This is a genomic window from Enterococcus italicus, from assembly GCF_023743875.1.
GTDB lineage: Bacteria > Bacillota > Bacilli > Lactobacillales > Enterococcaceae > Enterococcus_G > Enterococcus_G italicus.
The window spans coordinates 2,089,773-2,108,837 of the sequence record NZ_JAMRVB010000001.1; the positions used below are offsets into that span (position 1 = coordinate 2,089,773).

Genomic DNA, 19,065 nt, shown 5'->3' on the forward strand with positions numbered 1-19,065 from the left:
TCCCATGTTGTTGAATATGAATTTACAATTATTCGCCCACAAAAAAGGGGGCGGTTCTACTTCTAACGGCCGTGACTCTCAGTCAAAACGTCTAGGTGCAAAACGCGCTGATGGCCAAACTGTTACTGGTGGTTCTATTCTTTATCGTCAACGCGGAACTAAAATTTACCCTGGAGTAAACGTTGGAATCGGTGGCGACGATACATTATTTGCCAAAGTTGATGGCGTTGTACGTTTCGAACGTAAAGGCCGCGACAAAAAACAAGTTTCTGTCTACCCTGCAGCACAAGAAGCTTAATAACAAAGCTAGTCGTAAGCTGACACCAAAGTTACTTTGGTGTCAGCTTTTTTAATTTCAATTCGTTAGATATGTCCCGATTAGTAGTCCAAAGCTTAACCCTAAAACTGCCCCAATCAATATAAAGGAAGAACCAAGACTCTTTCCTATCGATGCCCCAATCATAATTCCAAGTAAAGCGCAAATAAATAACCGTACTAAAACAGAGTGCTTGGGTTTCGATTGTTTTTTTTTTTTTTTTTTTTTTGAAAATGCATATCTGAGCGTGTCATATGGTGGATTCCTTTCAGGTGTTAGTTGGTATAAAGTCTAGCCAATTCTAGTTAAAAAAGCAACTGTGAATGAGTTGGTTTTTAACTATTTTTAAGTTGATTTCAATGAAAAACCATAATCTAAAATAACTATCATTTTGTGTCTAAATCATACATAAAATGATTAAATAAATATGAAAAAATAGTGAGTTTTTATTTAAAATTGAATAGAATTCGCGTCTATTAATATGTTATGATACAGATAAAGATAGAGTGTTCTCTTCTAGAAAAGGTGGGATAAAGGATGGAAAATGAACAGATCAAAAAGGCTAAAAATTCTTTTTTAACCGGAGAAAACTTCTATGCTCAGCATCTTTTAGGTGTGCATAAGTTACGCAGTTATTATGTGTTTCGAGTATGGGCCCCACATGCAATGCAAGTGTGGTTGGTCGGAACATTCAACGAGTGGTCGGAATCATTGCCTATGCAACGTGATGAGCAGACTGGTATCTGGGAAGTTCAAACGGATCTACCATCAGAAGGAGAGCTTTATAAATACAAAATCCAACAAGAAGATGGACAAAAACAATACAAAATGGATCCATTCGCGATTCGGCTCGAGCCGCGACCTGGAACTGCGGCAATCGTCTACACAATCCCCGAAAAAAAATGGAAAGATGGCCTTTATCGAGGTCGTTCCAAAAGAAGCAATTATTTTAAGCGTCCCCTAAATATTTATGAGTTACATGCGGGTTCTTGGCGATTTCATTGGGATGGCACGCCATTTACATTTAAAGATTTATCAAAAGAGTTAGTTCCATATGTCAAAACAATGGGCTATACGCATATTGAATTGATGCCAGTTATGGAACATCCGCTTGATCAGTCATGGGGATACCAATTAACTGGCTATTTTGCACTTTGCAATACGTATGGCACGCCGGAAGAATTTCAGTCTTTTGTAGAAGAATGTCATTTGGCTAATATCGGGGTAATTATTGATTGGGTTCCGGGACATTTTTGTGTTAATTCGGATGCGATTGCCTATTATGATGGCACGGCAACTTTTGAATACACAGATCGGCAACGAGCAGAAAATGTTCGTTGGGGGGCTTTAAACTTCGATTTGAGCAAACCACAAGTCCAAAGTTTCTTAATATCCAATGCGCTTTTTTGGCTAGAGTTCTATCATGTAGATGGGATACGCGTGGATGCCGTCTCAAATATGATTTATCTCGATTATGATGAGAAGCAGTGGCAACCCAATCATCTAGGCACCAATCAAAATTTAGATGGCATCTATTTCTTACAAAAATTGAATGCTGTGGTTAAATTAGCCCATTCGAATGCCATCATGATTGCCGAAGAAAGTACCTCTGCTACAAAAGTAACGGGACGGCTAGAGGACGATGCCTTAGGGTTTGATTTTAAATGGGATTTAGGTTGGATGAACGATACATTGGCATTTTTTGAAATGGATCCAATTGATCGGGGCAATAAACTAAATTTACTAACTTTTTCTTTCATGTATATGTCAGATGAGCATTATCTTTTGCCGCTCTCACACGACGAGGTAGTACATGGTAAAAAAAGTCTCATGCATAAAATGTGGGGGGATCGCTACAAGCAATTTGCGCAATTGCGCACCTTACTGATTTATCTCATGGCTCATCCTGGAAAGAAATTACTTTTCATGGGGGGAGAGTGGGGACAGTTCCTTGAGTGGAAATTCAATGAAGGACTGGAATGGCATGATTTGGCAGATCCAATGAACTATGCCATGCAACAGTATACAAAAAAACTCAATGAGGTGTATCGTTCTGAGACCGCATTGTGGGAGCTAGAAGAAACGCCCCAAGCGAGTATTGAATTTATTGATGCCGACAATCATGAACAAGTCGTATTAAGTTTTATCCGCAAGGGTAAGCGAAAAAAAGACTTTTTGATTTTTGTATTTAATTTTTCAGCAGTCGAGTATCCGACATTTGAACTACCGGTACCATTTGCTGGGACGTATGAAGAGATTTTCAATACAGAACTGGCCGAATTTGGCGGAACTTGGACACAAATACAAGAAGACTTGCAGAGTCAGCCGGTCAACAATAAAAAATATCAACATGCAATTAATTTGGTTGTTCCAGCGTTAGGGGCTGTGATTCTTAAGCCTAAAAAGATTTCATTATCTACCAAAAGATGAGGGGAGGGAAGATGGCAGTTGCCATCAAACGTATGAAAACAGAGATGCTAGCAATGATTTTAGCAGGAGGAAAAGGGAGCCGGCTAGGTAAATTGACTCAAACAATTGCCAAACCAGCAGTCCCATTTGGTGGACGCTACCGAATTATTGATTTTACGTTAAGTAATTGTGTGAACTCAGGTATCCGAAATGTCGGTGTGGTCACACAATATCAACCACTAGCTTTAAATGATCATATTGGGAATGGTTCGAGTTGGGGATTGGATGGCATTCATTCAGGTGTAACAATCTTACAGCCATACTCGAGCAATGAAGGTAGCAAATGGTTTGAAGGAACCGCACACGCAATTTATCAAAATATGGACTATATCGATCAAATGGATTCAGAATATTTATTGATCTTATCTGGTGACCATATTTATAAAATGGATTACGAAAAAATGTTGGATGCACACAAAAAAAATCATGCTGCTTTAACCGTTGCGGTAATTGAAGTACCTTTAGATGAAGCCTCTCGCTTTGGCATTATGAATACGGATGAGCATGACCGAATTGTCGAATTTGAAGAAAAACCAGCCAATCCCAAAAATAATTTGGCTTCAATGGGAATCTACATTTTCACCTTGTCGCGTTTGCGAGAAGTGCTATTAAATAGCTACAATAAAGACGATCAAATGCTCGACTTTGGGCAACACGTCATTCCGGCCTACATCGATAGTGGTGAAAATGTCTTCGCGTATCGCTTCCAAGGATACTGGAAGGATGTCGGCACGATTGAATCATTATGGCAAGCCAGCATGGAGTTTATTGAGCTAGATAACGAGCTAGATATGCGCGACAGCTCATGGAGAATTTATTCAAAGAACCCTATTTCACCACCAAATTTTTTAACACATCAAGCTTCTGTTACCGATTCTCTTGTGGTGGATGGTTGCTACGTTGCGGGCAATGTCGATCATAGTTTGTTATCAAATGATGTGAAGATCAAAGAAGGAGCCAAAATTAGCGATAGTGTTATCATGGCGGGAGCGACGATTGGTAAAAATGCGATTTTGCATCGGGTGATTGTTGGAGAAAATGCCATTATCGGTGACAATGCGGAAATTGATGGTACTGATGAAATCGCAGTTGTAGGATATGGAGAAGGGATTGGGGTGTTGATTGATGAAAGCTAATAAAGTTTCAGCCATAATGGGAAATGAGTATGATGGAAGAGGATTAGGTGAACTTACAGCACATCGCCCTTTAGCAACACTACATTTTGATTGTAAATATCGCCTAATGGACTTTAGTTTATCCAACTTAGTAAATGCCAATATTCAATCCATCTATATGGTTTTCAGTGAAGCAAAAATGCAATCGCTTTTTGATCATATTGGTGGAGGGCGAGAGTGGCACCTGAATAGTATTTTGAGCCACTATTTCATGGCATTTCAAGAAGACATCGATCGCAAAAAAGAAAACAACGAAGCGTATTTTGATGCGATGATTGACTTTTTAAAGAAATCAAAATCGACCTACACAGTCTATGTAGGCAATAAAATGTTATGTAGCCTAGATTTTCGTTCGGTAATCAAAGTTCATGAAGCCCAACAAGCGGAATGCACGATTGTATTTAAGCGTGTGTCGTCTAAGTTGATTTATGAAACAGATCATGTGTTGTCATTTAACGAAGAAGGAGCTTATATGGGTAACCAACTCTTCTCTGATACAATCGCTGATCAAGGATTATTCAATTTAGGAATGAATATCTTTGTTGTGAAAACGGAGTGGTTGATTGAGTTGCTAGAAAAAGCGCAACAACTCAGAGAAACGACTAGTCTAGAAAAACTTCTTTGGGAAACTGCCAATGAAACAACCGAAACAACTGTGGGGACGTATGAGTATACTGGCTATCTAAGCAATATCCATACAACGAAAAGTTTTTATGATGCGAATATGGATATGCTGGATCCTAGAAAATTCAATGCATTACTTTACTCGAGTCAACACATCATTACCAAAGCTAAAAATGAAGTACCTACCTATTTCTCGAAAGAATCAGATGTGCATTCGAGTCAATTTGCCACCGGTAGTACGATTCGAGGTACGGTTCATAAAAGTTTGGTTTCGCGCCGCTCAACTGTTGATTCCGGTGCTATAGTTGAAGGAGCAATTGTCATGGCGAATGGACATGTCAGTAAAGATGCTGAAGTCCGGTATGCTATACTAGATAAAAATGTCACGGTTCAAGAAGGCGTGCGGATTGTGGGGACACCTGCTCAACCAATCGTCATAAAGAAAGGAACTATCGTGACAGAAGACAAATTAGTGGGTGATGTGGAATGAAAATTGGATTTGCCTCGGCAGAATGCGCGCCTTTTTTTAAAACGGGTGGACTAGGAGACGTTGCGGGTTCATTGCCAAAATATATTCAAAAAGCTGGTCATCAAGTTGTTGTCTTTTTGCCATATATGGCTTCAATACCAGAACAATACAAACAGCAAGTACAAGATGTCACTTCATTTACGGTATCCGTTGGTTGGAGAAAGCAATATTGTGGGATTAAAACCTTAGAATTTGAAGGTGTACGCTATTACTTCATTGATAATGAATACTACTTTAATCGTCCAAATGTCTATGGTTACTTTGATGATGGAGAACGATTTGCGTTCTTCCAACAAGCCATCATCGAATCCTTGGAGAAAATTAACTTTATTCCAGATTTGATGCATGTCAATGATTATCATACAGCCTTTATTCCCTATTTGTTAAAGACCAAATATCAATGGATTCAAGCATACCAATCAATTAAAACTCTTTTAACAATCCATAATATTGAATTTCAAGGTAACTACGATCAAGAGACACTGGGTGAATTATTTTCGATGGGATTGGAAGATTTTGACAATGGCAAAATCGAACAAAATGGGCAAGTGAATTGGTTGAAGTCGGCGATTGTTTTTGCTGACTGGGTCAATACTGTATCACCAAGCTATGCCAATGAAATCCAGACAGAAGCCTTTGGTAAAGGGCTAGATGGCATTTTGCGGCAAGAATCCAGCAAGGTGAGTGGCATCCTAAATGGCATTGATTATGACTCGCTTAATCCGGCGACTGATTCGCATCTATACGCGGCATTTGACGCATCGGATATAAGTGGTAAAGTAGAGAACAAAACACAGTTGCAAAAGCAGCTTGGCTTACCGATTTCTGCTGATATTCCACTCATTGGGATTGTCAGCCGCTTGACGTATCAAAAAGGATTTCATTTAGTATTGGAGCGTTTAGCGGAGATTTTACAAAATCAAGTGCAAATCATCGTACTCGGCACAGGTGATCCAGATTTTGAACAAGGGTTCCGCTATTTTGAAGCAGAATTTCCAGATAAGATTCGCTCTTGTATCATGTTTGATATTGATTTGGCCCAAAAAATCTATGCAGGAGCGGATATTTTCTTAATGCCATCTGCATTTGAACCTTGTGGCTTATCACAAATGATGGCGATGCGTTATGGTACCTTGCCTGTTGTACACGAAATAGGTGGATTGAAAGACACGATTTTTCCATTTAATCCTGTCACACATGAAGGGGATGGCTTTGGTTTTTCAGCATTTGATTCCTACCATATGAATGAAAGCTTGAATCTAGCACTTCATATTTTTAAAGCCGTACCAGAAGTTTGGCAAACATTAGTCACTCGAGCAATGACAAAAGATTTTAGTTGGGAAACGGCATCCAAACATTATGTGGATTTATATGAAAAACTATAACGACAATCGTTTTACAAATTGAAAGTGAGTAAAGCTGGCCTCAAGGGGAATCCATTGTGACCAGCTTTGCTCATATTTTAAAATCAAAAGATGGGTGTGACAACGATGAATAAAACGGCTTTTAAAAAGAAATTTTTGGATTTGTTAACGGAAAAATTTGCGATTTCCGTTGAGGATGCCTCACTTTTTGAAATCTACACGACACTTGGCACGCTCATTCGCTCTAGTTACGCAAAAGATTGGCGCCATACATGGAGTAACTACGATTATGAGCAACAAAAACAGGTTTATTATTTTTCGATTGAATTTTTACCTGGAAGAATGATGAAAAGTAATTTATTAAATATGGGGTGGCTGGACACGGTTCAAGCTGCTCTTGCTGATTTAGGGATTCAATTAGACGATGTCGTAGCGCAAGAACCAGATATGGCGCTAGGAAATGGTGGTTTAGGAAGATTAGCATCATGTTTTATGGACTCGATTGCTTCTGAAGGACTGCCGGGTAATGGCAATGGCATCCGCTACAAATATGGTTTATTTAAACAAAAATTTATCGATGGATACCAAGTGGAACTACCAAATGAATGGCTAGCACGAGGGAATTTATGGGAAGTTCGTCGTGAAAGTAAGTCGGTGGATGTCTATTTTAATGGCTATGTCCGCCTAAATAAGCTTGATGATGGCACCATCGTTCCCGTTCATGAGGATCCAACGATTGTTCGTGCGGTTCCTTATGATACGGGAATGGTTGGTTTCCGTAATGGAACAGTCAATACGTTAAGGCTGTGGGATGCTGAGATTCCACTTTCGGAAGAGAGCCATTATCGTAGTATCGAGCAACGAAGAGCTATCCAAGATTTGACTTCTGTCTTATATCCAGATGATTCCAACGAAGAAGGTCGTCGTTTACGCTTGATGCAAGAATATTTCTTTGTTTCTGCAGGTGTACAAAGTATTTTACGCCATTTCAAAACGAAGCAGCAAAAAATGCAAAATTTGGATGAATTTGTTGCAATTCATATTAATGATACGCACCCTGCCATGTGTGTGGCAGAGTTCATGCGTCTGTTATTAGATGAGGAAAAAATGAGCTGGGAGCGTGCGTGGAATTTAACTGTCAAAGTAATGAGTTACACGAACCATACGATTATGTCAGAAGCTCTAGAAAAGTGGTCTGTGGAAATGTTGCAATCCATGCAACCTCGTATTTATCAAATAATCGAAGAAATTGATCGTCGTTTCGTAGAAGAAATGACGGGTGTTGTTGATTGGGAATTGATTCAGCGGACCAGAATTATTTCTGACGGTTTGGTTCACATGGCACATTTGGCAATTATCGGAAGTCATAGTACAAACGGTGTTGCCAAGTTGCATTCTGATTTATTAAAAACTGTCGTGTTGCATGACTTTTACCGACTTTATCCAGATCGCTTTAACAATAAAACAAACGGCATTGCAGAGCGTCGTTGGTTACAACTAGCTAATCCCTCTCTCTCAACTGTCCTTGATAAAACAATTGGTCAAACATGGCGCTATGAGGCCAATGACTTGCATCTCTTAATGAATTATAGTGAGGATAAAGCTGTGCATAAGCAACTGCAACAAGCAAAGCAAGCCAATAAAGAACGGTTGGCAGCCTTTATCTTGCAAGAGACAGGGGTTAGAATCAATGAACATGCTATTTTTGATGTTCAAATCAAACGATTGCATGCCTACAAGCGGCAATTATTAAACTTACTTCATATTCTCACTCTTTATTTTGAAATCAAAGAAGAAGGGTTTACAGATATTCAGCCGCGCGTCTTTATCTTTGGTGCGAAGGCGGCTCCTAGTTACCATTATGCGAAATCGATTATTAAGGTCATTAATGAAGTAGGGAAAATGATTCAAGAAGATCCGGAAGTATCTGATAAATTAAGCATTGTCTTTTTAGAAGATTACAGTGTGAGTTTGGCGGAAGTCATTATACCCGCGGCCGATGTAAGTGAGCAAATTTCATTAGCATCTAAGGAAGCATCGGGTACGAGCAATATGAAATTAATGTTAAATGGCGCGATTACGATAGCTACTCTTGATGGGGCGAATATCGAAATTAGAGATGCAGTAGGAGACGAAAATATTGTTATTTTTGGTCTGACTGAATCACAGGTCTATGACTATTATGAGCAAGCAAACTACCATGCGTATAGTTACTACGAAGCCTTACCTAAACTAAAACGAGTCGTGGATTCTTTTGTGGATGGCACGATTGCCAATATTTACCAAGAAGGGAAAGAAATTTTTGATTCTCTTTTGACATACAACGATGAATTTTTTGTATTGCGAGATTACGAAGCCTATGTTAACGCGCAAAAAGAAATAGAAAAAGCCTACCAGAACCAAGAACGTTGGTTAAAAATGAGTTTAATCAATGTCGCCAATGCTGGTCGCTTTTCAGCTGACTATACGGTGATGAAATATGCAGAAGATATTTGGCAAATCGAAGCGAAGCCAAAGAGTCGCAAAGCAAAGGATGAGAAGTATGTCCCATATACGCTTTAATCCTTGGGGGGATTATTACAAACAGCCATTTGGCGCGATTGCTACCCATCATGAAGTGACTATCCGAATTTATGTGGCCTCTAGTGTTGAGCCATATGTCTATTGTCGTTATCGCAAAGAAGGTTCGGAAATCTTGCAACTTCCCATGGCAAAAATTGACACTCATTGGTATGAGTGCCGCTTCTCATTAACGGAGAAAGGGTTGTATTTTTACTCATTTATGATTCAAGAATCATTTGATCAATCGCTTACGACCGTTTATTATGGTGAAGAGGACAATTCCGATGGTATCGGCAAGTCTGTCGATCAATTGCATCAGCTAAAAGAATTTCAGTTGACTTGCTATGACGAAGAGGAGTATGTTCCTTGGTATGTAGATGGCGTGGCTTATCAAATTTTTCCAGACCGCTTTCACAGTCATCTCGCGAATCATCAATTGCTAGTTGATCGAAAGAAGACCTTTATTTACGGCAATCAATCAGACAGTCCGATGTATATTAAAAATCAAGCGGGAGATGTCGTTCGGTGGGATTTTTTCGGGGGAACATTAAAAGGAATCGAAGAAAAAATTCCCTACTTGCTAGACTTAGGTGTCACGATTGTCTATTTAAATCCTATTTTTTTGGCTGATAGCAATCATCGCTACGACACAAACGACTATTTTGAAATTGATTCATTGCTTGGCACGAAGGAAGATTTCGTGTCGCTTATCCAAGCACTACATCAAAATAATATCCGAGTGATTTTGGACGGGGTGTTTAGTCATGTGGGGAAAAATAGTAGATATTTCAATCAAGATGGACGCTATGGGAATAATGTAGGTGCTAGTCGTACTCAAGCGAGTGAGTACTATCCATGGTTTACCTTCACTGATTATCCTTCCGATTATCAATCTTGGTGGGGGATTAAAGATTTGCCTGAAGTCAATAAAGAGTGTCAGTCTTTTCAAGAAATGATTTATGCTGGCGAAACTAATGTGATTGACTATTGGACGTCGATGGGGGTTGATGGATGGCGCTTAGACGTGGCAGATGAGCTACCGGACGTGTTCATTGAAGGCATCCGAGCCACATTGGCTAAGTACGAACACAAAATTTTGATTGGGGAAGTCTGGGAAGATGCCTCAAATAAGGTCTCGTATGGAAATCGTAGAAACTATGTCTTTGGCGATAATCTGCAAGGCGTTATGAATTATCCGTTTCGTGAAGCAGTATTAGATTTATTGTTGCATCGCTCTTCAGTCGATCAGATATGCCTAAAACTAACTCGTCTGCTTGAAAATTATCCGCTTCAGTTTGTTTTGCAGTCGTTAACAAATGTCGGAACACATGATACCAAGCGTATCTATTCTGAGCTTTACGAAAATGAACACAAATTTTTATTAGCGTTAAGCTTATTATTTGTCCTTCCAGGTGTTCCTTGTTTGTATTATGGCGATGAGAGGCAGATGAAAGGTGAGGCAGATCCGGACAATCGAGCATTCTTTCCTTGGCATAATGAAAACCAACGAGTTGTGCAATTTTGTCAACGGTGGATCAATTATAGAAAGGCACATCGTTCGTTACAAAGGGGCGATACCAATTTTTTCTATCAAGGAGAACTATTTGGTTGCTTGCGTATTTATGAAGATGAATGGACGGTCTTATTCGTGAATCCATCCGAGAGAGAGCAAACCATTGATTTTCATGGCATTCACTGGTTAAGAAGTGTGGATGTGACGAATCAATTTATTGAACGTGTAACCAAGCAACTACCAGAAAAAATAGCAGGCAGCGATTTTTGGTTAGCAACCTTTAAAGATGAACAAAAAATAGGTGGTCAGATCAATGGGTAGAAATCAACAAAGAAAGAAACTGCAAAAAAAGAAAAAACTAGAAAAAATTACCCTAGCAACGATTCTTTTGGTCGTTGTTATTGGGATTATGTGGGTCGCAAGGATGGGGCGGACAACGGAAAAAGCCACGTCCCAATCTACTATAAGTAGCACAACAACTTCGCAAACCGAGACAGCTGAGCAAAAATTTTTAAAAAATGTTGATTTACAGTCGTGGGAGATACTGTTAGTCGGTCCAGATCATAAGCTAACGACAAGCATTGATGAAGCTACGACATTAGCAACAGTTGGCGCATTTCAAATGAACAAAAATATTGTGCCAGCTTTTGGAGAGTTAGAGGCAGCGGCCCAAGCGGCAGGCTATCCTTTAGTGATCGTTTCGGCGTATCGTTCAGTCGCCTATCAAGAAAAGATATTAAATGCTGCGATTCAACAAAAAATGGCGAGTGGGATGACGTATGACGAAGCGCTTGCCGATGCCAAACAAACAATGACCGAACCTGGGTACAGTGAACATCACACCGGCCTGGCTTTAGATGTAGTGGATCAAAGTTGGTACACGAACTATTCACCAGAGTTATTGCATTCGAATTTTGGACAAACTGACGGTGGCAAGTGGTTAGCGGCAAACGTAGCGCAGTATGGTTTTATCATTCGTTATCCTGAAGGGAAAATGGCAATTACTAAAATTGATTATGAACCGTGGCATATTCGTTATGTCGGTAAAGAGAATGCCGAGTACATGGTTAAAAACAATCTCACGTTAGAAGAGTTTGTTGAACAGGTTTCAAAAGTACAGCAAAAATAAAAAACAACTAGTAGTTGACACTCAATTAATTCTGGAGATCGGCTACTAGTTGTTTTTCTATCTCATGATCTATTTGGTATACTAAAGAAAAAGGTGGGGAGTATATGGATCAAAAAATTGAAACAGATCGTTTACTTTTACGGAAATTTGAGCAATCAGATGCCAAAGAGATGTTTGATCACTGGGCAAGCGATGAGGAAGCGACAAAGTATCTCACTTGGCCACCACATCGGTCTATAGAGACGGTCGAGGAACATTTGCGACTGATGATTGCTGAAAACCAGATAGATGGGTTATTTCATTGGGCGATTGTTGAGAAACAGTCCCAAAAGATGATTGGTCGCCTGGATGTCATTGCGTGCGATGAGCAGGTAAAAGTCAAAGAAATTGGCTATGTTTTAGGGAAGAACTGGTGGCACCATGGCTATATGACAGAAGCGTTGACTGCAGTTATCTCCTTTTTATTTGATTCTACGGATACCAATCGTGTGGAGGCCACTCATGACGAAGAAAATCAATTTTCGGGTATGGTGATGGCTAAAGCGGGTATGAAGTTTGAAGGAGTTCACCCCCAACGGAGTAAAAACAACCAAGGCATTGTCAATCAAGTGATGTATGGTGTCACGAAGGAACAATATTTGATTAAAAAAAATTCAAGCAAGACCATTTACCCCGTTGAACAACCAAACAAAGAGGTAATGGAGCTGTTATTATCGGCCGATCCTGATCCTTTGCAGATTGCCAATTATGGTGAGGTAAGCTATTTTGTCTTGGCGGTAGCCGATGAGCTTGTAGGCGCGATTGTTTTGGGAAATCAGCAGCCCGATTCAGTAGAAATAGTAAATCTTGTTATCAAGCCTTCTTATGAAAATCAAGGATATGGATCTTTTTTACTCTCCTTTGCTGAACAATTTGCTAGACAACAAGCAAAACAGAGTATCGTGATAAAAACGAGTACGACTAGTTTGAAACAATTATACTTGTATCAAAAGCTAGGGTTTCGTTGCAGTGAAATTGTACCAAATTATTTCTTAAGGCACTACGAACAGCCAATTTTTGAAAATCAGTTGCCAGTCAAGGATCAAATCATTTTAAAAAAGCTCTTGATTAACTAATGAGGGAGGAAAAACTTATGAAAAAGAAAGCAATGGTTATTATCAATCCTAGCTCAGGTGGAGAACAAGCGGGTGAGTACCGTAAGCAGATTGAAGCAAAATTAAAGACGATGTTTGAAGAGGTCGAGGTAAAAGAAACAGAAAAAGAAGGCGATGCAAAAGAATTTGCTAGCTTAGCAGCAGATCAAGCGTATGATGCAGTGTTTGCGATGGGTGGCGATGGAACGGTCAACGAAGTCATTAATGGGTTGGCAGAAAAAGAACACCGCCCTCTTTTCGGGTTCGTACCATTAGGGACTGTGAATGATTTAGGACGAGCGCTAAACTTTTCAATGGATGCAAAAGAAGCCATCGAACAATTGTCATTGGATCGTTTAAAAAAATTGGACATTGGTAAAGTGAACGATGCCTATTTTATGAACGTGATTGCGGTTGGAACAATTCCAGAGGCTATCAATGATGTTGATTCAGAAGATAAAACGAAGATGGGAAAATTGGCTTATTTCGTTTCAGGTGTGAAGTATTTGTTGCAAAGCGATCGCTATGAATTTGATTTAGTGTTAGATGATGAAGCAGAGCAAGTCAAAAGCAGCTTGCTATTAATTGGATTGACGAATTCAATCGGTGGCTTTGAAACATTATTGCCAAAAGCAGACGTCGATGATGGCAACTTGCACCTGATGTATTTGAATGATCAATCCTTTTTGGATATGGTGAAAAGTGTACCTGAGCTAATCAAAGGCGTCGAAATTTCTTCTGAAAATGTGACGTACAAAACATTTAAAAAAGGAGAAATTGCCTTGCTTTCAGATGGAGAATTGGAAACCAATATCGACGGCGATCCAGGTGAGAATTTACCAATTAAAGTAGAAGTATTAGAAAATCATTTGACTGTATTTTATGGAGAAGAGAAGTGAAGAATGAATGGCAGATAAGCAATGGATTGTAAGAAGTGCTGAACTGACAGATGTGGCGGAGTTACTTCGAATCTATACACCTTATGTGGAGAAGACCGCAATCACATTTGAATACGATGTGCCGTCTATAGACGAATTTACCCAACGCGTCAAAACGATTCAGCAGAGATATCCTTATTTGGTTTGCGAATCAAGTGAAGGTGAGATAGTAGGTTATGCCTATGCGAGTACCTATAAAGGTCGGACAGCGTATGATTGGACTGTGGAGACAAGTATTTATATGGATCAATCATTGAAAGGTCGAGGTGGGGGTAGTGTATTGCATCATGCACTTGAAGAACAGCTCAAAAAGCAAAATGTCTATGTTTTGCTTGCTTGTATCACTGCTGGTAATGCCGAAAGTGTCGGTTTTCATGGAAAATTCGCCTATCGTGAAGTCGCATATTTTCCTAATTTAGGGTATAAAAATGGTGAATGGTTAGATGTATTATGGATGCAAAAAGAATTGCAACCCATACAGGGAAGTCCAAATCCATTTATACCAAATGAATTTGTTGGAGGGTAGGAAATGAGTTTGTTATATGTGGCATGTGGCATAGTCGCCGGCTTTTTAGGAGCATTATTGGGACTAGGGGGAGGCATTATTATTACCCCTATGCTGACGTTGGCTTTTGGCTTAGATATCAAATATGCAATTGGTGCAAGTGTCATTTCGGTTATTGCTACAAGTTCAGGTGCTAGTATTGCGTATCTTAAAGATGATTTATTGAATCTTAGAGTAGCCATGTTTTTAGAAATCGCGACGACTATCGGAGCCATTGTCGGCGCGTTATTGACAGGCATCTTTGCCCCACAGATTTTATATGTCTTTTTTGGGGCATTGTTGCTATTTTCAGCGTACAATATGGCGAAGAAAATTCTCTTTATAAAAAAAGACCATCTCTATCAAGGTCCAGTGAGTAAAACAGTCGCTCGGTTAAACTTAAATGGACGTTATTACGACAAACAGGAGCAGCGAGAAATCTCTTATGAGCTGACTCATTTGACTGGCGGGTTTTCTATGATGTTTGGTGCCGGGATTGCTAGTGGGTTATTAGGTATTGGTAGTGGTGCCTTTAAAGTGCTAGCCATGGATACGATTATGAAAATGCCCTTAAAGCCCTCAAGTGCGACAAGTAATCTAATGATGGGGGTAACAGCTGCAGCAAGTGCGACGATTTACTTGTTTAATGGATCAATTCAGCCGTTAATTGCTGGGCCAATTGCCATTGGGGTGTTAGTAGGAGCTAGTGTTGGGACAAGAGTTATGCCTAGACTTAAAGCCCGGACACTACGAATGTTGTTTGTGCCAGTCTTATTGTATTTGGGTGTCCAAATGGTTGTGAAAGGAATGGGGTGGCTTAATTGAGTTCAGAAGAGGCAGAGTTAGCGCGAGTTGAAGCACTCATTGGGAAGATACTGGCCATTGGTACATATGGTTCAGCTTGTGTCCTTATTTTTGGTTTTGTCTTATCACTTCTTTTCCCAAATCAACCAGACATACAAGCTAAACAATTATTGTCGTTTTCTTTTTATTTAAATCAGTTGCTTGGTTTGCAAGCACAAGCAATTATTTATACCGGCTTGTTTTTATTGATTCTGACACCAGTCCTACGTGTCATTGTATCTATCTGGTCATTCGCCAAAGAAAAAGATTGGCTCTATGTGGGCATAACGGTCGTTGTTTTAATTGTGTTACTTAGTAGTTTTGTTTATGGTATGTATGAATAGCTAGTCAGCGCGGTGAGAAAGAGGAGCGTGAGAAGAATTGTCAAATCGTATGGAATCAATCTATCAATTTATGGTTGCTGACAGAGAAAACAAAAAAGGTGGAATCGGTTGGACAACGAAAGAATTGGCAGAAAAACTGGCTATGCAGCGTTCCAATGTCAGTAAGGATTTAAATGAATTAGTTCGGCAAGGAAAGTTAAAAAAATCGGATGGCCGTCCTGTAACGTATCACTTACTAGATTCACAGCATATTTCTTCTGACGCTCAAGTCGGTCGCCTTTTTCAGCAAGAAAAATACGTAAAAAGTTACAAAGAAGATCCTCCCAAAAAACCAACAAACCATTTGCTTCATTCTAAGCAAGATGTGTTTGCCAGTGTGATAGGGATTAATGGTTCGATGAAAAATGCCGGTGAACAAGCAAAAGCGGCCATTTTGTATCCACCTAAAGGCTTAAATTGTCTGATAACTGGTCCGACTGGTTCAGGTAAGACTTTTTTTGCTCACGCGATGTTTCAGTTTGCCCGTCAAAATGAAGTCATCGGCGCAACGAAAGAATTAACTGTTTTTAATTGTGCAGACTATGCTCATAATCCGGAATTATTGATGAGTCATTTGTTTGGCTATGCTAAGGGTGCCTTTACTGGGGCGGATCATGATAAGCCAGGGATTATCGAAGAAGCAGATCAAAGTATGCTCTTTTTAGATGAAATCCATCGCTTGCCCCCAGAAGGACAAGAAATGATTTTTTATTTTATGGATCATGGCAAATATAGTCGTCTCGGAGAAAGTGGCAAAAATCGTCAGGCGAATGTGCGAATTATTGGCGCAACGACAGAAAATCCAACTTCAGCACTGTTGGGGACATTTTTACGAAGGATTCCGATCACGATTCAGCTTCCATCATTTGAAGAGCGACCCGACGCAGAAAAGATTGATTTAGTCCAAGTAATGGTCGCGCAAGAAGCCAACCGAATTGAACGAACCATTTCGTTAACTGAAGATGTCGTCAAAGCATTGATTGGTGGCGTTACGTTTGGCAATATCGGTCAACTAAAATCAAATGTCCAACTGGTTTGCGCTCGAGGATTTTTAAATCACATGTATCATGATCAAATTGATATCACACTTGAGGATATACCAGAAGGGGTGCGCAGTGGACTAGTTCAAATTGCCAACAAACGTCAGACCCAAGTGTCACTTGCTAAACTACTTAATCCTAAGATGGTGGTACATCCGGGTGATTCTAAAAGCAGTATTCAGACGGATTCGTATGAATTACCTTATAATTTGTACGATATTATCGGGGATAAAGCTGCGTTATTAAAAGCGGAGGGTGTCGACCAAGAGGCGATTCACCATTTTATTTCGACCGACATTAATATTCATTTGAAGTCGTTTTACAAAAATCATGGTTTTTCCTTTCAATCAGAGAATAAGTTAAGTGAATTTGTCGATGCAAAAGTAATTGATGTAACCAATAAGATTTATACAATGGTGGTTGAAAAAATTGGCGACGTTTTCCAACAGAACTTTTTATATGCAATGAGTCTCCATATTAGTTCATTTATGAAAAAAATACAGTTGGGTGACTTAAGATATTCCAACGACAATATTCGTGAAATGGTGGCTACTTATCCGGAAGAATTGGCCATGGCGCGAGAAATTCGCCTCTATTTATCTGAATACTTCCGGTTGGATATTCCGCAAGTAGAGGAGGACTATTTGGCGGTACTCTTAATTTCATTAAAGAATGCTACGATACATGGCCAAATAGGGGTCGTAGTTGCTGCGCATGGGGACAGTACGGCGACAAGCATGGTCGAGGTCGTCAAAAAATTATTAGAGGTAGACCACATTGCCGCCGTAGATATGCCGCTAGACATGTCGCCCAAAATAGCGTATGAAAAAGTTGTTCAAGCCGTGCAAAAGGTGAACCAGCGCAGTGGGGTCTTATTATTAGTCGATATGGGTTCGCTTGCGACATTCCAAGACCGTATCCAACGAGAAACAGGTATCACCATTCGGTCGCTTGATATGGTCACTACACCAAGTGTATTAGAGGCAGCCAGAAAAGCTTCAGTCCCTGGAAATGATTTGGAAAATATCTACGAATCGTTAAAAGAGTTCAGAGGCTACGGTCAATTAGGAGAAAAAAGTGTTGTGGTACCGAAAGAAATAAAAGTTAAAGCTATTTTAGCAATCTGTGCCTCTGGTGAAGGGACGGCTAAGCAAGTAAAAGAAATTATTGTAGAGGCTTTAAACCAGCACTATATTCACGATGTCGTCGTAGAAACACTGTCGATTGTTAATCTAACGAATGAATTGCCAAAGCTCTTAAAAGAATATGATGTCGTGGCGTCTACTGGCGTTGTGAATCCGAATATCGGGGCACCATTTATTTCATTGGAGCATTTTATCAATTCCGACATCGATGAACTAATAGAATATCTTTTCTTTGAACAAGAAGAAGATGCGATTCAGCAAGATTTTTCCTATGAAACTACTAATGAGTCTGTACGAAAACAAGCATGTAAACAATTTATTTCTGAAACCGTCACCTTTTTGAATCCTGATAAGGTGATTGATGCATTATGGAAGATGTCTGCGGAGATGGTCAAACAATTTTCTTTGCCAGATACAGATTATTCATTTCAAACAAACGTCTCAATCCATTGCAGTAGTATGTTGGAACGTATTTTGCTTAAACAGCCACTAAATGTCAGTGAGAGTGAAAAAGCTGAAGCGATGGCTTGGGAGGGATATCCAGCGCTTCACGAATTTATGCAGCAACTAAGGGCTATATTTCAATTGACCATTCCTATTGCCGAAGAATATTATTTAAGTGAAATGATACGCTACCGTCGAGAAGAGAGGGGTAGTGTATAAGTTCGAGTTAATTATACACTGAGCAATACACTAAAATTAGTGTATTGCTTTTTTTATTTCTTTAAAAAAAAGCGTCATATCGATCTTTTTTAGTGTATGAAAAGTTGGCATAGAAATTGCTTATGATAAAGGTGAAAGGAGTGTGGCGACATTCGTCAGAAAAACGAAATGGAGGGAACAAGTCATGACGATCCGTTTGGCACGCATCGACGATCGGTTGATTCATGGTCAGGTGGCAACAGCTTGGACGAAAGCAACTGGAATCGAGCGAATCATCGTAGTCGGTGATGAAGTAGCAAGAGATCCATTTCGAAAAGTATTGCTTAATGAAGCAGCACCGCCGGGTATCCGGACGAATGTTGTTTCGATTGAACAGCTCTTAAGGGTTTGTACGCATTATTTATTCATGCAACAACAGATTATGCTCTTATTTACAAATCCGCAAGATGTCGTTCGTTTGGTACAAGGAGGGATGTTTATTCATTCTGTGAACATTGGTGGGATGCGATTTCAAGCAGGCAAGCATATGGTGACGAACTTTGTGTCAATTGATGAAAAAGACAGACAGGCCTTTTATTATTTAAACCATCGAGGAATTGAACTGGAATTGCGTAAAGTACCAGCAGATCGCAAAGTGAACTTGATGGACTTGTTAGAGAAAGAAAAGAATGTTGCAAACAAAAATGTATAGGAGG

Annotated in this window: 15 protein-coding genes; all 15 read left to right on the forward strand. The window is 39.7% G+C overall.

What is annotated here, in order from left to right; translation table 11 throughout:
• The first annotated feature begins 4 nt into the window (after window positions 1–4).
• Window positions 5–298, forward strand: coding sequence for a 50S ribosomal protein L27 (gene rpmA, locus NE257_RS10310; RefSeq protein ID WP_007207143.1), 294 nt, complete (start codon window positions 5–7; stop codon window positions 296–298).
• Window positions 299–853: 555 nt separating this feature from the next.
• A complete protein-coding gene (gene glgB / locus NE257_RS10315) occupies window positions 854–2,746 on the forward strand; it encodes a 1,4-alpha-glucan branching protein GlgB (protein WP_007207142.1) in 1,893 nt (630 codons plus the stop codon).
• A gap of 32 nt (window positions 2,747–2,778) precedes the next feature.
• Window positions 2,779–3,921: a glucose-1-phosphate adenylyltransferase gene (locus NE257_RS10320; RefSeq protein ID WP_040367074.1), complete on the forward strand. Its 1,143-nt coding sequence runs from the start codon at window positions 2,779–2,781 to the stop codon at window positions 3,919–3,921.
• Window positions 3,911–5,074, forward strand: coding sequence for a glucose-1-phosphate adenylyltransferase subunit GlgD (glgD, locus tag NE257_RS10325; protein ID WP_007207140.1), 1,164 nt, complete (start codon window positions 3,911–3,913; stop codon window positions 5,072–5,074). The genes NE257_RS10320 and glgD overlap by 11 nt, the downstream gene beginning before the upstream one ends.
• Window positions 5,071–6,498: a glycogen synthase GlgA gene (gene glgA / locus NE257_RS10330; protein WP_007207139.1), complete on the forward strand. Its 1,428-nt coding sequence runs from the start codon at window positions 5,071–5,073 to the stop codon at window positions 6,496–6,498. Before glgD ends, glgA begins: the two co-directional genes overlap by 4 nt.
• 105 nt (window positions 6,499–6,603) lie before the next feature.
• The gene (locus NE257_RS10335; protein ID WP_251886399.1) at window positions 6,604–9,039 is read left to right on the forward strand and encodes a glycogen/starch/alpha-glucan phosphorylase; all 2,436 of its coding nucleotides are present in this window, start codon (window positions 6,604–6,606) and stop codon (window positions 9,037–9,039) included.
• A complete protein-coding gene (locus tag NE257_RS10340; protein WP_251886400.1) occupies window positions 9,020–10,873 on the forward strand; it encodes a glycoside hydrolase family 13 protein in 1,854 nt (617 codons plus the stop codon). The genes NE257_RS10335 and NE257_RS10340 overlap by 20 nt, the downstream gene beginning before the upstream one ends.
• Complete coding sequence (locus tag NE257_RS10345) at window positions 10,866–11,681, forward strand: M15 family metallopeptidase (protein WP_251886401.1); 816 nt, start codon at window positions 10,866–10,868, stop codon at window positions 11,679–11,681. The genes NE257_RS10340 and NE257_RS10345 overlap by 8 nt, the downstream gene beginning before the upstream one ends.
• A 104-nt stretch (window positions 11,682–11,785) precedes the next feature.
• Window positions 11,786–12,796 (forward strand): GNAT family N-acetyltransferase, encoded by a 1,011-nt coding sequence (locus tag NE257_RS10350; RefSeq protein WP_251852347.1) that lies wholly within the window; start codon window positions 11,786–11,788, stop codon window positions 12,794–12,796.
• A 17-nt stretch (window positions 12,797–12,813) separates the two neighbouring features.
• Window positions 12,814–13,713, forward strand: coding sequence for a diacylglycerol/lipid kinase family protein (locus NE257_RS10355; RefSeq protein WP_040365990.1), 900 nt, complete (start codon window positions 12,814–12,816; stop codon window positions 13,711–13,713).
• A gap of 7 nt (window positions 13,714–13,720) precedes the next feature.
• On the forward strand, window positions 13,721–14,278 hold the full coding sequence (locus NE257_RS10360) for a GNAT family N-acetyltransferase (protein ID WP_251852348.1): 558 nt from the start codon (window positions 13,721–13,723) through the stop codon (window positions 14,276–14,278).
• Window positions 14,279–14,281: 3 nt separating this feature from the next.
• Window positions 14,282–15,121: a sulfite exporter TauE/SafE family protein gene (locus tag NE257_RS10365; protein ID WP_007207132.1), complete on the forward strand. Its 840-nt coding sequence runs from the start codon at window positions 14,282–14,284 to the stop codon at window positions 15,119–15,121.
• Window positions 15,118–15,483 (forward strand): DUF1634 domain-containing protein, encoded by a 366-nt coding sequence (locus tag NE257_RS10370; protein WP_007207131.1) that lies wholly within the window; start codon window positions 15,118–15,120, stop codon window positions 15,481–15,483. Before NE257_RS10365 ends, NE257_RS10370 begins: the two co-directional genes overlap by 4 nt.
• Before the next feature lie 37 nt (window positions 15,484–15,520).
• A complete protein-coding gene (locus NE257_RS10375) occupies window positions 15,521–18,370 on the forward strand; it encodes a sigma-54-dependent transcriptional regulator (RefSeq protein ID WP_420871131.1) in 2,850 nt (949 codons plus the stop codon).
• A gap of 184 nt (window positions 18,371–18,554) precedes the next feature.
• Window positions 18,555–19,061 carry a mannose/fructose/sorbose PTS transporter subunit IIB gene (locus NE257_RS10380; RefSeq protein ID WP_040365989.1) on the forward strand — a complete coding sequence of 169 codons (507 nt, stop codon included), beginning with the start codon at window positions 18,555–18,557 and terminating at the stop codon, window positions 19,059–19,061.
• The last annotated feature ends 4 nt before the right edge of the window (window positions 19,062–19,065 follow it).